The sequence below is a fragment of the Pseudoalteromonas sp. NFXS39 genome, from assembly GCF_040148775.1.
Classification (GTDB): domain Bacteria; phylum Pseudomonadota; class Gammaproteobacteria; order Enterobacterales; family Alteromonadaceae; genus Pseudoalteromonas; species Pseudoalteromonas apostichopi.
Window position 1 is genome coordinate 248,081 of sequence record NZ_JAGDEC010000003.1, and the last position, 14,726, is coordinate 262,806.

Genomic DNA, 14,726 nt, shown 5'->3' on the forward strand with positions numbered 1-14,726 from the left:
TATGTAGCGCGCAGCGCCTCGGTGTGCTCTGTGGTTCAATATGTTTTTGCACAAAGAGAAGTGAATGAGAAAAGAATTAGGAAACCACGAGATTATTTTTACTTCCTCTTAAGCGCAGCGTCTCTTAACCTCTTTGTGAGTAATTGGTTTAAGCCATAAATTAGGCTTGCCAAGTAAGGGTGACACCTTCAATCGTTGTAACTTGTAACTTGTAACTTGTAACTTGTAACTTGTAACTTACCCCTCGTCTCTCAAACCTAATAGCTTCATATTTACGTAGGTGGTATATTCTCTTTGTGGTGATTAACCCTTTTAGGTAGAAGATTAATGGCAAAAGATAGATACGCGCCAAAGGCTGTTGGCGATATTATGGCGGGCTTGAGTGGTCGCTTAGCATCTTATGCTGGTAAAACCCAAGGCTTGTCTTCTCAACAAACTATTCTTGATGACTTTTTAGGTGAAACGCTTTCAAAAAAATGCCGAGTAAGTAATTACCGTGATGGTACTTTGATGATAGAAGCGGTTTCTGCACCGATTGCGCTGCGTTTAAATTACTTAAAAATGGATATGCTTTCTCATTTTCGTGCCGCTGGCATGGTTGAGCTTGGGCAAATTAAAATTACCGCAAATCCACAAGCAACACAGCGTTTATCGGCAACAAATAAGCCAGAGCAAAAGCCTGTTTCTAAACGTCAAATGAGCGAGCAAACTGCTGATTACCTCAGCGCCATCGCCGCAGACGCCCCGCCATCTTTAAAAGCCAAATTAGAGCGCTTAGCGCAACATGGGCGGAAGAAGTAAATAAAGCCGTCAGCTGTCAATTTTGAGCCGAACGGTGTGGTTTGCGTGTTCTGTATTAATTTGTAGGCTTGGTGCTTAATTAAGACGCGCCAAGCAAGCGTGACGCCTACGTTTGATGTAGGCGTGAAATTTATTTCGCGCGGAGAGCTTGATTGAACCACAGAGGGCATAGAGAGCACAGAGGAAGAGAAGGAGAGGCCAAACCTCTTTTAAATATTGTTTTCTCTATGTAGCGCTCAGCGCCTCGGTGTGCTCTGTGGTTCAATATGTTTTTGCACAAAGAGAAGTGAATGAGAAGAGAATGAGGAGACCACGAGATTATTTTTACTCCTCTTCAGCGAAGCGTCTCTTGTCCTCTTTGTGACAATTTGGTTTTTTCTGTGTAGCGCGAAGCGCCTCTGTGTTCTCTATGGTTCAAATATTTTTTTCGCAGACTGAGCAAGTAGGTCGTGCTTTAGCACGTCATTGGTGAAGGATATAATATATTGTCGCCATAAATGACTACCTACATTTACAAAATCGAATTTCGTCACTCTAATCGCCTTTTTTCACCCCTGATCTTGATTTTATTTCGATTGTCGCCATATCTACTCAGTGGTCTTGTTTTCACCTTTTTTATGGGGTTAGATCAAAGATTATGGCTGATTTTTAAATTTTCTTGCCGAAATTCCATATCTTCACACACAGAAGGTTTGATGTTGCGCAGACTCTGGTATGATAGCGCACGAAATAAGCGGTGTTTTAAACAGCGTACTGACAAATTGTTAATTAATATGCCCTACATCATGAGCATAAGCGCATATTAATTATCAATTGAAGAAAATGGGTTGGCTAATGACTAGCTAACAAAGAACATATTGTAACGGTTTTATCATGATATCTAATTTATTTACCAAGATTTTTGGTAGTCGCAATGACCGCACTATTAAAAACCTAAGAAAGACGGTCGCTCTAATTAATGCGCTTGAAAAGCAATTAGAAGCGCTTTCTGATGAAGATTTAAAAGCAAAAACAGCTGAATTTAGAGAGCGTTACGATAACGGACAAAGCCTAGATGATATTTTACCAGAAGCATTCGCTGTGGTACGTGAAGCATCTAAGCGTGTAAATGGCATGCGTCACTTCGACGTACAGCTACTAGGTGGTATGGTTTTACATCAAGGCCGCATCGCAGAAATGCGTACCGGTGAAGGTAAAACACTAACAGCAACATTACCTGCATACCTTCGTGGTTTAACAGGTAAAGGTGTTCACGTTATTACCGTGAACGATTACCTTGCAAAACGTGACGCCGAAACTAACCGCCCACTATTTGAATTTTTAGGCCTAACAGTAGGTTGTAACGTACCTGGCATGATGCCACAGCAAAAGAAAGTAGCTTACGCTGCTGACATCACTTACGGTACTAATAACGAATTTGGCTTTGATTATCTTCGCGATAACATGGCATTTAGCATTGATGAGCGTGTGCAACGCCCACTTTACTACGCAGTAGTGGATGAGGTGGATTCAATTCTAATCGATGAAGCGCGTACGCCGCTGATTATCTCAGGTCCAGCTGAAGACAGCTCTGAGCTTTACATCGAAATTAATAAAATTGTGCCAGAACTTGAGCTACAAGAAAAAGAAGATGAAGAAGGCGTTGAAGGCGACGGCGACTTCACTATCGATGAAAAGTCGAAACAAGTTCACTTAACTGAACGTGGCCAAATTAAAGTTGAAGAGCTACTGATTGAGCGTGGCTTAATCCAAGAAGGTGATTCACTTTACTCTGCATCAAGCATCACATTATTAAGCCATGTGTATGCAGCACTTCGTGCTCACAAGCTTTATCAAAAAGACGTTGATTACGTTGTTAAAGAAAACGAAGTTATCATTGTTGATGAGCATACAGGCCGTACAATGGAAGGTCGTCGTTGGTCAGAAGGTTTACACCAAGCTGTTGAAGCTAAAGAAGGTGTACGCATTCAAAATGAAAACCAAACACTGGCATCAATCACATTCCAAAACTACTTCCGTTTATACGACACTCTAGCGGGTATGACAGGTACTGCAGACACTGAAGCGTTTGAATTCCAGTCTATCTATGGTCTAGATACAGTTGTAATGCCAACTAACAAACCGATGATCCGTGACGATCGTGCTGACCTTGTATACTTAACACAAGAAGAAAAGTACGAAGCAATCCTTGCAGATATCAAAGATTGTCAAGAACGAGGTCAACCGGTACTTGTTGGTACTATTTCTATCGAAAGTTCTGAGTACTTATCGCAGTTCTTACGCAAAGAAAAAATTAAGCACAACGTACTTAATGCTAAGTTCCACGCGCAAGAAGCAGACATTGTCGCCGATGCTGGTTTACCTGGCACAGTAACCATTGCAACTAACATGGCCGGTCGTGGTACCGATATCGTGTTAGGTGGTAACTGGAATAGCGAAGTTGAAAAGCTAGAAAACCCAACGGATGAACAAATCAAAGCGATTAAAGATGAGTGGCAAAAACGCCACGATGCGGTAATCGAAGCGGGTGGTCTACACATCATTGGTACTGAGCGTCACGAGTCTCGTCGTATCGATAACCAGTTACGTGGTCGTTCAGGTCGTCAAGGTGATGCAGGTTCAAGCCGTTTCTACTTATCAATGGACGACGCGCTAATGCGTATCTTTGCTGGTGAGCGCATGACTAACATGATGCGTAAACTAGGTATGCAACGCGGCGAAGCGATTGAGCACCCTTGGGTTAACCGCGCAATCGAAAACGCACAACGTAAAGTTGAAGCACGTAACTTCGACGTTCGTAAGCAATTACTTGAGTACGATGATGTAGCAAATGACCAACGTCGTGTTGTTTACTCACAGCGTAACGAACTACTTGAAGAAGGCGATATTTCAGAAACTATCACTGCAATTCGCAGCGATGTTCTAAACGGCACGATTGACCAATACATTGCACCGCAAAGCTTAGCGGAAATGTGGGATATCCCAGGTCTTGAAGAGCGCTTAAAACAAGATTTCTTAATTGAGCTGCCAATTTCACAATGGCTAGCTGACGATAGCAAACTATACGAAGAGAAACTTCGTGAGCGTATCGAACAAGCGGTTGAACAAGCATACAAGCAAAAAGAAGAGATGGTAGGCGAGTCAGTTCTACGTCAATTCGAAAAAGCGATTATGCTACAAAGCCTAGACCAACATTGGAAAGATCACTTGGCAGCTATGGACCACCTTCGTCAAGGTATCCACTTACGTGGTTACGCACAGAAGAATCCTAAGCAAGAGTACAAGCGTGAATCGTTCGAGTTATTCTCTGAAATGTTAGAGAACTTAAAAATCGACGTTGTGGGTATTTTAAGTAAAGTACAAGTTCGCGCTGAAGAAGATGTTGAGAAAGTTGAAGAGCAACATCGCCGTAGTGAAAATGCACCTCGTGAATATCAACATGAAGAAGCTGAGCACATCGGTGGCGAAACACCAGAAGGCGCAGTAGTTACTCAACGTGCAGAGCCTAAAGTTGGCCGTAACGAGCCGTGCCCATGTGGTTCAGGTAATAAATATAAGCAGTGTTGCGGTAAATTAAAATAACCAAAACATGGTGATAAAAAGCGACGCTTGCGTCGCTTTTTTTATGATTAAGGAAACAACAAATGACTAAAAAAGTAGTGCATGTTGCAGTTGGCGTTATTTATAAAGATCAGCAGTTATTTATTTGTAAGCGTCCAGATGACAAACACCAAGGCGGCTTATGGGAATTCCCAGGCGGTAAAGTAGAGCAGGGCGAGAGCGTATTTGCAGCGCTAAAGCGTGAGCTGTTAGAAGAAGTAAACCTAACGGTTAATGGCAGTGAAGAGCTGATGGTTATTGAGCACGACTATGGCGATAAATGTGTGCGCTTAGATGTGCACATTGTAGATGATTTCTCAGGTATTGCTCATGGCGCAGAAGGCCAACAAGGCAAATGGGTTGCACTCAGCGAGCTTGATGATTACAGCTTCCCAGCTGCCAATGTTGAGATTATCGAAAAGATAAAGCAGAGATTTGAGCAATAATAGCCGCCAGCCTTCAGCTGTTAGTTTGAAGCTTAATGTAATACGCGCCAAGCAAGCGTGACGCCTACGGTTTGATGTAGGCGTGAAATTTATTTCACGCGAAAATAATTGCACAAAGAGAAGTGAATGAGTAAAGAATGAGGAAACCTTAATATTGTTTTCTTTTAAGCGAAGGATTTATAACTATTTTTAAGTTTTTAACTTTTTCTGACCACAGAGTACATAGAGAACATAGAGGAAGAGAAGGAGAGACCAAACCTCTTTTAAATATTGGTTTCTCTGTGTAGCGCGCAGCGCCTCGGTGTTCTCTGTGGTTCAAATAAGTTTTTCACAAAGAGAAGTGAATGAGAAGGTAATGAGCAAGCCAAAAGACAAATTCTCTTAAGCGGAGCGTCCCTTATCCTCTTTGTGAGTATTAAGAGCACTTTGCGATATAAAATCGCGCCTACAATGCTCACTTACTGTTTATTTTCCCCTCCCACCGCTCAAAAATGCGGCTCACCTTGTTTTGATAAGAATTGTTACATATTAGGTTTTATTGTTTAGCGCGAGAGGTTTATTATGGGGAAAGCGAAAAACTAATGATTAATTATGTTTACTAGTTTTTCGATAAATACTTCAAAAATAATTAGTACGGGACTCCCATGAAAAAAGTAACACTTACCGCGGCAAGTATCGCACTTGCGCTCGGTCTTGTTGGTTGTGGTGAAAAAGAACAAGAAACTAAAGCACCAGCAACTGCGGCCGTAACTGAAGCAAAAGCACCTTTAAATTCAGGTATTGAACTTGCGAACATGGACAAATCTGTTCGTGCACAAGATGACTTTTACTATCACGTAAACGGCGAATGGTTAGAGAAAACTGAAATTCCAGGTGATAAATCAAACTACGGTTCATTTACTCAGCTTTACGATGATTCGCAAAAAGCGATGAAAGAAGTGCTAGAAAAAGCAGCGGCAAACAAAAATGTTATGCCGGGCTCTGATGAAGCTAAATTAGCTGCATTCTATAACAGCTATATGGATGAAGCGGGTCGTGAAGCGGCAGGCATCAAACCATTATCGCCAGTTCTTGAAAGCGTTGATGCAGTAAAAAACAAATCTGATCTTGTTGCTTTAATGGCTGAGCTTCGCATTAAAGGCGGTAGCTTACCTTTTGGTTGGTACGTAAACAACGATGCGAAAAACTCTAGCGAAAACGCGATGTATGTTTATCAATCAGGTTTAGGTTTACCAGATCGTGATTACTACTTAAAAGATGACGAGAAATTCACAAAAATTCGTGAAGCTTATCAAGAATATGTAACAGCTATCTTAAGCAAAGCGGGTGTAGCTGATGCAGAATCTGCGGCTAAAGCTATTATTGATCTTGAAACAAGCATTGCCGAGGCGCAGTGGAGCCGTGTTGAAAGCCGTGATGCAACTAAGTCTTACAACAAGATGAGCGTTGCTGATGCGAACAAACTGACAGGTGACTTCGACTTTGCTGCTTATCTTGATGCGTCTGGTATCAAAACAGAAGACGTAATTATTCGCCAGCCTAGCTACCTAGAAAAGTTCGCGGGAATTTACAGCGATACAGACTTAGCTACTTGGCAGAACTACCTTAAGTTCCACTTTGTTAGTAACTATGCAGGCCTTTTAGATAAAGAGTTAGTAGACCTTAACTTTGATTTCTACAGCACAACACTGCGCGGTGTAACAGAGCAATCACCACTTTGGAAAAAAGCAGTTGATGCATCAAACGGTGTGTTAGGTGAAATACTTGGTAAAGTATACGTGAAAGACAACTTCCCACCTGAAGCGAAAGCACGCATGGAAGAGTTAGTTGATAACGTAATCAAAGGTTACGCAGTTGCGATTGAAAACCTTGAGTGGATGAGCCCAGAAACAAAAATTGCTGCAAAAGAAAAACTTGATAAGTTCACGCCAAAAATCGGTTACCCAGATAAATGGAAAGACTACTCAGCACTTGAAGTTAAAGGTGACGACTTAGTAGGTAACTACATTCGCCACAGTGAGTGGGAATATGCAGATATGACCGACAAACTAGGTAAGCCAGTTGACCGTTCTGAGTGGCACATGACACCACAAACAGTAAACGCTTACTACAACCCAGTGAACAACGAAATCGTATTCCCAGCGGCTATCTTACAACCGCCATTCTTTAACCTAGAAGCTGATGATGCTGTTAACTACGGTGCAATCGGTGCGGTAATCGGCCACGAATTAGGTCACGGTTTTGATGACCAAGGTGCGAAGTACGATGGTGACGGTAACTTACGTAACTGGTGGAGCGAATCAGACCTTAAACAGTTTGAAGAGCGTACAGGTCAGTTAGTTGCTCAATACAATGAGTACAAACCATTTGAAGATGCAAGCGTAAATGGTCAGCTTACATTAGGTGAAAACATAGGTGACTTAGGTGGCTTAACCGTTGCTTATACTGCTTACCAGTTATCACTTGGTGATGAAAAAGCACCTATCATTGATGGTTACACAGGTGATCAACGTTTCTTCATGGGTTGGTCGCAGATTTGGCGTCGTAAATATCGTGACGAAGAGTTACGTAACCGTCTAATGACAGACCCTCATTCACCAAGCCATTACCGTGTAATCGGTATTCTTTCAAACATGCCAGAGTTTTATCAGGCATTTGATGTGAAAGAAGGTGACAAGATGTATATCAAACCAGAAGATCGCGTAAAAATTTGGTAATTGATTATCGATTTAAAAAAGGCTCTGAGTGAACGCTCAGAGCCTTTTTTGTATTAGGAGCTGTCAGCTTTTGACGTGGGTCGTTTTTACACTGAACATGTTTATCTTTTTCACGGCTAAAGCCGTTCCTACGGGTGCGAGAAATTGTTTGGAGTTGTTGTTTGTTGATGGTGTTGTAGGAGGTGTTTTAACACCGAACATGCTTATCATTTCACGGCTAAAGCCGTTCCTACGAGATATGAGAAATTGTTTGGAGTTGTTGTTTGTTGATGGTGTTGTAGGAGGTGTTTCAACGCTGAACCTGCTTATCTTTTCACGGCTAAAGCCGTTCCTACGAGATGCGAGAAATTGTTTTAAAGTTGTTGTTTGCTGATGATGTTGTAGGAGGTGTTTTAACGCCGAACATGTTTATCTTTTTCACGGCTAAAGCCGTTCCTACTAGGATTTAACTTGATTCTGATTCGTCTTTGTCTAGATTTAAGATAACAAATGGAGGGTTATGGATGACCGCACATTATCAAAATCTAAGAAAGCATAGGGTATCAATCCCATTTCATTATTACTCTGTCACCACTTCAACGCTTGATAGAAACTGTTATTTCTCTGACTTTAATAATGCACGAGTTTTAATTAACACTCTAAGGTCTATAGAAGATATTAAAGCTAAAACTATTTGTTTTGTGGTAATGCCTGATCACCTACATTGGTTATTTCAATTACAAGATAAAGTACCTTTAGCTCGATTGATTCAAGAGGTTAAAGGGAAGAGTTCATATCTCATAAACAAGTCATTATGTTCTAAACGAAAAATTTGGCAGCCAGGATATTATGATTCTTTAATAAGGAGTGAAAAACATTTACTTGGAGTATCGAGGTACATCATCGCAAACCCATTGAGGGCTGGAATTGTTAAAAGTGTGCGTGATTATCCTTTTTGGGATTGTATCTATTTATAGGTAAACTCTTCACGGCTAAAGCCGTTCCTACGAGATGCGAGAAATTGTTTTAAAGTTGTTGTTTGTTGATGATGTTGTAGGAGGTGTTTTAACGCTGAAATATTTAAATGGTTGTTGTATGTAATATTCACGGCTAAAGCCGTTCCTACGAGATGCGAGAAATTGTTTGGAGTTGTTGTTTGTTGATGGTGTTGTAGGAGGTGTTTTAACACCGAAATGTTAGGTGATTGTTGTACGCGATATTCACGGCTAAAGCCGTTCCTACGGGGTTGTCGGAGTTATTTTAAAAAGCCGCATAACTTTCATTAAGCGGCTTTCTGCATACAAATTAAACCATAATCGCATCTTTAAGATACTGGAATAACTCTTTGTAACCTTTGGCAGGCTTTTCTGCTTTCACTTCTTTTGCGGCGCTACGCACTAATTGGCGCATTTTTTGGCGCTCAAGAGCAGGGTATTGATCAATTGTTGAATTGATCAACTCATCACCTTGTTTGATCAGATTATCGCGCAGAGTTTCGATTTTGTTCATCAAAACATCGGCTTGATTGTTTTTGTTAAGCATGATGTCGATCATTGCTTGGATTTCATCAACGTTTTCTGTTGTACGTAATACTTTTGCGATGTAGTTTAAGTTACGACGATAAGCATCACTTTTATCACTGACTTTATCCGAAACAACTAACGCTTCTTTTAATTCATGATTGAGTGGCAAACGATCGCGTTGCTTTTTCGGCATTTTTGCGATTTCAGCACCCAAACCATGATATTGCATGGCTTCACGTTTTAATTCGCTTTTTGATACGTAAATAATTTCTTCTTCAATTAGTGGCTTTTTCTTCTTCGCCATAAGGATGCTCATTCAGTAAACTTAACTATTCACTATTATACGTCATTTAGTTAATGATTAATATTAGCTGATGCACGTCTCTCAGTGTGTTAGCATTCGCTACACTATAAAAAATATCAGAACCTAGGACACACAAGATGAAAGATCCTATTTATCAACACATTTCTGAAGTGAAAGACGCGGTAAGCGAAGTACTAGAGCATGCAAAAAAGTTAGGTGCTACTGCGGCTGAAGCGGCAATGTCGAGTACTTCAGGTTTGTCTGTCAGCACGCGCATGGGTGAAGTTGAAACAATAGAGTTTAACCAAGATGGTGGCTTAGGTATCAGTGTTTATGTCGGTAATAACAAAGGCTCTGCATCTACAGCCGATTTAAACCCTAAAACGTTACGTACAGTGGTAGAAAAAGCCATTGATATTGCTAAGTTCACTTCTGACGACCCATTTAATGGCATCGCTGATAAAGAGTTGCTTGAGTTTGCACCGCAAGATTTAGATTTATACCACCCGTGGGAGGTAAGCCCAGAGCAAGGTATTGAGCTTTGCCATCAAGCAGAGCAAGCTGCGCTGAATGCCGATGAGCGCATTGTAAATTCGGATGGTGCGAGTTTTTCTTCTCACCAAGGTTTACGTGTTTATGGTAACAGCCATGGTATGATTGCAGGTTACCCACGCACTCGTCATAGCATTAGCACTATGGTGATTGGTAAAGAAGGCGAGCAAATGCAGCGCGACTCGGCTTATACAGTAGCGCGTCATAAAGATAATTTGAATGACGCTGCAAAGGTAGGCCTAGAAGCGGCAACAGAAACTCTGGCTAAGCTTAATAGCCAAAAGCTTGGAACCATGAAAGTGCCTGTTATCTTCAGAGCAGATATTGCTAACTCATTATTTGGCCACTTAGTGTCGGCGATTGGTGGTGGAGCGCTTTATCGTAAATCAAGCTTTTTGCTTGATAGCTTAGGCACAAAAGTATTCAGTGACTGTGTGAATATCTCTGAGCGCCCACATTTATTAAAAGGCTTAGCGTCTTCACCGTTTGATGCTGAGGGTTTAAAAACTGTAGACCGTGAAATTATTCAAGGTGGTGAGCTGCAAACTTACCTTTTAGCAAGCTACGCAGCACGCAAACTGTCTATGGCACCAACGGGTCATGCTGGTGGTATTCATAACTGGCTAGTTGAGCAAACTCATGCTGACTTAAAAGCATTATTAAAAACCATGGGGACAGGTTTATTAGTAACTGAACTTATGGGTCAAGGTGTAAATACCGTAACTGGTGATTACTCGCGTGGCGCGGCTGGTTTCTGGGTCGAGAATGGCGAAATCCAATATCCAGTGAGTGAGATCACGATTGCTGGTAACTTAAAAGATATGTTTAAAGCAGTAGTTGGTTTAGGTGGTGACATCGAGCGTCGTGGCGGTATTCAAACAGGCTCTGTATTGATTGAACAAATGCAAGTTGCTGGTAGTTAATTCATAAATAACAAATCATTTTTAAAAGCCTCACTTTAGTGGGGCTTTTTTATTTAAAAAAGTGCTTTACCTAAACTTAACTTGAGGTTTTATCTTGGTGGTAGTTTAAAAATAAAAAGGAAAACTACCATGTATTTAGAACACGTAAACCTTGTTGTTAGTAATGTTGATGCCATGCTGCACTTTTATAAAGCGGCATTCCCGCACTGGCGTGTGCGTAGCCAAGGCGATAGCAAGTGGTCTGGCAAACCGCGTAAATGGTTGCACTTTGGTGATGATTACCAGTATCTAGCATTAAGCGATAACGGTGAAGCTGAAAACCGTGATTTAGCTGGACATCAAGTTGGCCTTGCCCATTTTGCTTACGTGACAAACGATATTAATGCTGTCATTGAACGTCTAGTTTCAGCCGGTTATGAGATTGATAAGCACGGCCCAGACAACCCTTATCGTAAAAATGTATATTTCATTGACCCTGCAGGTTTCGAGGTGGAATTTGTCGAGTATTTCAGCGATATCCCAAGCGAAAGGAATAATGAGCTTTGAAGCTTTAAGCTAAATACGTCGTAGGAGGTTCTTCAGTGCTGAAAAAGAGATTGCTTTGCATGGCTATAGCCGTTTATATGAACTCCTCCTATTGCACGAATACCCTTCGTTAATTTTGTCAGACGGCGTACTCCTACGTTTGATATAGGCGTGAAATTTATTTCGCGCTATGTTGTTATTTAATGCGTAATCCAGAATAGTGTTTGTAATGCCTGCTTATATCTACTAGCAAAAACCTAGCTTTTTTTCGTTCGATATTTAACCATCAGTAATAATTACTGCGTATTACATTAAAAAAACTTCAAGATTTAGCAAAATTAGCTTAAATCCATCAGTTAATTGATGAATTTTTTTGCTACAATTGGGGGGCAAGTAATGTGAGTGAGTTCAACAACAGCTAATGCAGAATTCTGTTTCCTCTTAGTGAGGTTGATCTTGGTCAGTATATTGTTTTTTTATATGCGTTATCATAACCAGCGGCTTCATACTCGAGCTAACCTAAATTAATAATTCATTAAATAGGGTTTATTCGAGCATGAGACTGTGAATAACCTTGTTTTAATCAAGGCTTTTAATTATGATCGCGTCTATTTTGAAATTTCTAAAAATTAACCTGCTGTAACTGATGTTCTCAATATGGCAAGTGTTGGGAATCATAGTGGAGATAAGTGGATGAGCAATGCGCCTGTAGACAATGGCCGACGTCGCTTTTTAACCATAGCTACCTCTGTTGTTGGTGGTGTTGGTGCGGCTGGGGCTGCTGTTCCTTTTATTGCGTCTTGGAATCCAAGTGAGCGAGCTAAATCTGCGGGTGCGCCTGTAGAAGTAGATATCAGCAAGCTTGAGCCTGGACAATTAATACGTGTTGAGTGGCGAGGAAAACCTGTTTGGGTTATTAATCGTACACCTAAAATGCTTGAACAGATGAAAGAACACGAAGGTCAACTTCGTGATCCTGCGTCTGAAGAGCCTCAACAACCTGAATCATCAACCAATGAATACCGTTCGCAACGTCCTGAGATCTTCGTTGCTGTTGGTATTTGTACGCACTTAGGTTGTTCTCCTAGCTTCCTACAAGGTGGCTTTGGTGAAAAAGTAGAGGGCACAGACGACGGTTTCTTCTGTCCGTGTCACGGTTCTAAATTTGATATGGCTGGTCGTGTATTCCAATCTGTACCTGCTCCATTAAATCTAGAAATCCCTCCATATACCTTCCTTGATGACACGACTATTTTAGTCGGTGAAGAAAAAGGAGTGGCGTAATGTTTGGTAAAATTATTGGTTGGATCGACGATCGTATTCCAATGACACGTGTTTGGAACATGCATATTGCACAGTATCCAGCACCAAAAAACTTTAACTTCTGGTACTTCTTTGGCTCACTAGCCATGTTAGTACTTGTTAACCAAATCGTAACTGGTATCTGGTTAACAATGAACTTCGTACCGTCTGCTGAAGGTGCTTTCGCATCTGTAGAATACATCATGCGTGATGTTGAATACGGTTGGTTACTTCGTTACCTTCACTCAACAGGTGCTTCAGCGTTCTTTATCGTTGTATATCTGCACATGTTCCGTGGCATGATCTACGGTTCTTACCAAAAACCACGTGAATTACTGTGGTTATTCGGTATGTTCATTTTCTTAGCGCTTATGGCTGAAGCTTTCATGGGTTACTTACTTCCTTGGGGACAAATGTCTTTCTGGGGTGCACAGGTAATCATTTCACTATTCGGTGCGATTCCGGTTATTGGTGATGATTTAACGCTTTGGATCCGTGGTGACTACGTAATTTCAGGTGCTACGCTTAACCGCTTCTTTGCACTACACGTAATTGCATTACCTTTAGTTATTGTTATCTTAGTATTCTTACACATTGTTGCACTACACGAAGTGGGTTCAAACAACCCTGACGGTGTTGAAATCAAGCGTAAGAAAGGTTCTGTAGCTGAAGAAGATAAGCCTAAATTCAAATTCCACGAGTATTACACCAACAAGAAAGACATTGTTGATGCAATCCCGTTCCACCCTTACTACACAGTGAAAGATATTGTGGGTGTGGTTGGTTTCTTAATCTTATTCTGCTGGGTTGTATTCTTTATGCCTGCGATGAATGGTTTCTTCTTAGAAGCGCCAAACTTCGAAGCAGCTAACCCACTGAAAACACCAGAGCACATTTTCCCTGTTTGGTACTTTACGCCATTCTATGCAATCCTTCGTGCAATCCCTAACAAGTTAATGGGTGTTGCGGCGATGGGTGCATCTATCGTAGTGCTTGCGTTACTACCTTGGATTGACCGTGGCTCGGTTCGTTCTATTCGTTATCGTTGTGGTTTACACAAGTTAAACATCGCACAATTTGTGGTAACTTTCGTTATCTTAGGTTGGGTTGGTGCTACTCCACAAACTGATTTCAAAACGCTGTTATCACAAATCACGACTGTGACATACTTCATGTTCTTCGTATTGTTATTTGTTTACAGCAAGAATGAGAAAACTAAGCCATTACCAACGAGGTTGACGAAATGATGAAAAAGCTAATTATCGGTTTATTCGCATTATTGCCATCGTTGACAATGGCAGCAGGTCCTTCGGTTCCTTTAATGGATGCGAACATTGACCTTAAAGATAACGCGTCTTTACAACGCGGTGCTAAATTGTTCATGAACTACTGTCTTGGTTGTCACCAAATGCAGTATCAACGTTATGAGCGTACGTTCCGCGATATCGGTATTCCTACTGAGATTGGTCAAGAGCAACTAATTTTTGATGGCTCAAAAGTTGGTAGCCACATCAAAAATGCGATTGGTAAAGATGACGCAGCTAAATGGTTTGGCGCAGCGCCACCGGACCTTACGCTTGTAGCGCGAGTTCGTGGTACTGACTGGATCTACACTTATCTGAAGTCATTCTACAAAGATGAATCTCGTCCGTTTGGCGTAAACAATATTGTTTTCCCATCGGTAGGTATGCCGCACGTTCTTCAAGAACTACAAGGTTTACCAACACCAATCACTGAAGAAGTGGAAGAACACGGTCACACTGTGACTAAAGTTGTTGGCACTGAAACAGATGGTTCTGGTGAAATGAGTGACGACGAGTACGATCGCGCTGCTCGTGACTTAACTAACTTCTTAGCTTACGTTGGCGAACCGTCACGTTTAGAGTCAGAAGCGTTAGGTCTTAAGGTAATTGGTTTCTTAGTGATTCTATTTATCTTGGCATTCATGCTGAAGAAAGAATACTGGAGAGATGTTCACTAATCCTGGGCATTTTGAAAGGTAATTTTGTGATAGGGGCTTAAGCCCCTATTGCTGTTTTTGTAATATAATGGAG

Annotated in this window: 11 protein-coding genes; 10 read left to right on the top strand and 1 reads right to left on the bottom strand. The window is 41.2% G+C overall.

The features are described from left to right. Positions 1-327: 327 nt before the first annotated feature. The 5 genes from J3455_RS07305 (at position 328) to J3455_RS07325 (ending at position 8,520) form a co-directional block, all read left to right on the top strand. Positions 328-801: a DUF721 domain-containing protein gene (locus J3455_RS07305; protein ID WP_055022438.1), complete on the top strand. Its 474-nt coding sequence runs from the start codon at positions 328-330 to the stop codon at positions 799-801. A gap of 873 nt (positions 802-1,674) precedes the next feature. Beyond that, positions 1,675-4,383 (top strand): preprotein translocase subunit SecA, encoded by a 2,709-nt coding sequence (gene secA, locus J3455_RS07310; protein ID WP_130050504.1) that lies wholly within the window; start codon positions 1,675-1,677, stop codon positions 4,381-4,383. Positions 4,384-4,445: 62 nt separating this feature from the next. Continuing rightward, entirely contained in the window at positions 4,446-4,847 is a 402-nt protein-coding gene (gene mutT, locus J3455_RS07315) for an 8-oxo-dGTP diphosphatase MutT (RefSeq protein WP_130050505.1), read from the top strand. Positions 4,848-5,491: 644 nt separating this feature from the next. After that, positions 5,492-7,564 (top strand): M13 family metallopeptidase, encoded by a 2,073-nt coding sequence (locus J3455_RS07320; RefSeq protein ID WP_349561435.1) that lies wholly within the window; start codon positions 5,492-5,494, stop codon positions 7,562-7,564. Between the two features lie 503 nt (positions 7,565-8,067). Beyond that, the gene (locus tag J3455_RS07325) at positions 8,068-8,520 is read left to right on the top strand and encodes an REP-associated tyrosine transposase (protein ID WP_286259728.1); all 453 of its coding nucleotides are present in this window, start codon (positions 8,068-8,070) and stop codon (positions 8,518-8,520) included. A 328-nt stretch (positions 8,521-8,848) separates the two neighbouring features. Here J3455_RS07325 and yjgA read toward each other — a convergent pair whose 3' ends face one another. Continuing rightward, on the bottom strand, positions 8,849-9,370 hold the full coding sequence (yjgA, locus tag J3455_RS07330; protein ID WP_130050508.1) for a ribosome biogenesis factor YjgA: 522 nt from the start codon (positions 9,368-9,370) through the stop codon (positions 8,849-8,851). 137 nt (positions 9,371-9,507) lie between these two features. Between yjgA and pmbA the strand changes: the two genes are divergently transcribed. The 5 genes from pmbA (at position 9,508) to J3455_RS07355 (ending at position 14,653) form a co-directional block, all read left to right on the top strand. Further along, positions 9,508-10,845, top strand: coding sequence for a metalloprotease PmbA (pmbA, locus tag J3455_RS07335; RefSeq protein ID WP_349561436.1), 1,338 nt, complete (start codon positions 9,508-9,510; stop codon positions 10,843-10,845). Between the two features lie 129 nt (positions 10,846-10,974). Continuing rightward, positions 10,975-11,391 carry a VOC family protein gene (locus tag J3455_RS07340; RefSeq protein WP_130050510.1) on the top strand — a complete coding sequence of 139 codons (417 nt, stop codon included), beginning with the start codon at positions 10,975-10,977 and terminating at the stop codon, positions 11,389-11,391. 672 nt (positions 11,392-12,063) lie between these two features. Further along, complete coding sequence (gene petA / locus J3455_RS07345; RefSeq protein ID WP_063702692.1) at positions 12,064-12,654, top strand: ubiquinol-cytochrome c reductase iron-sulfur subunit; 591 nt, start codon at positions 12,064-12,066, stop codon at positions 12,652-12,654. Then, positions 12,654-13,919, top strand: coding sequence for a cytochrome b (locus tag J3455_RS07350; protein ID WP_130050511.1), 1,266 nt, complete (start codon positions 12,654-12,656; stop codon positions 13,917-13,919). Before petA ends, J3455_RS07350 begins: the two co-directional genes overlap by 1 nt. Then, a complete protein-coding gene (locus J3455_RS07355; RefSeq protein WP_130050512.1) occupies positions 13,916-14,653 on the top strand; it encodes a cytochrome c1 in 738 nt (245 codons plus the stop codon). Before J3455_RS07350 ends, J3455_RS07355 begins: the two co-directional genes overlap by 4 nt. Positions 14,654-14,726 lie beyond the last annotated feature (73 nt).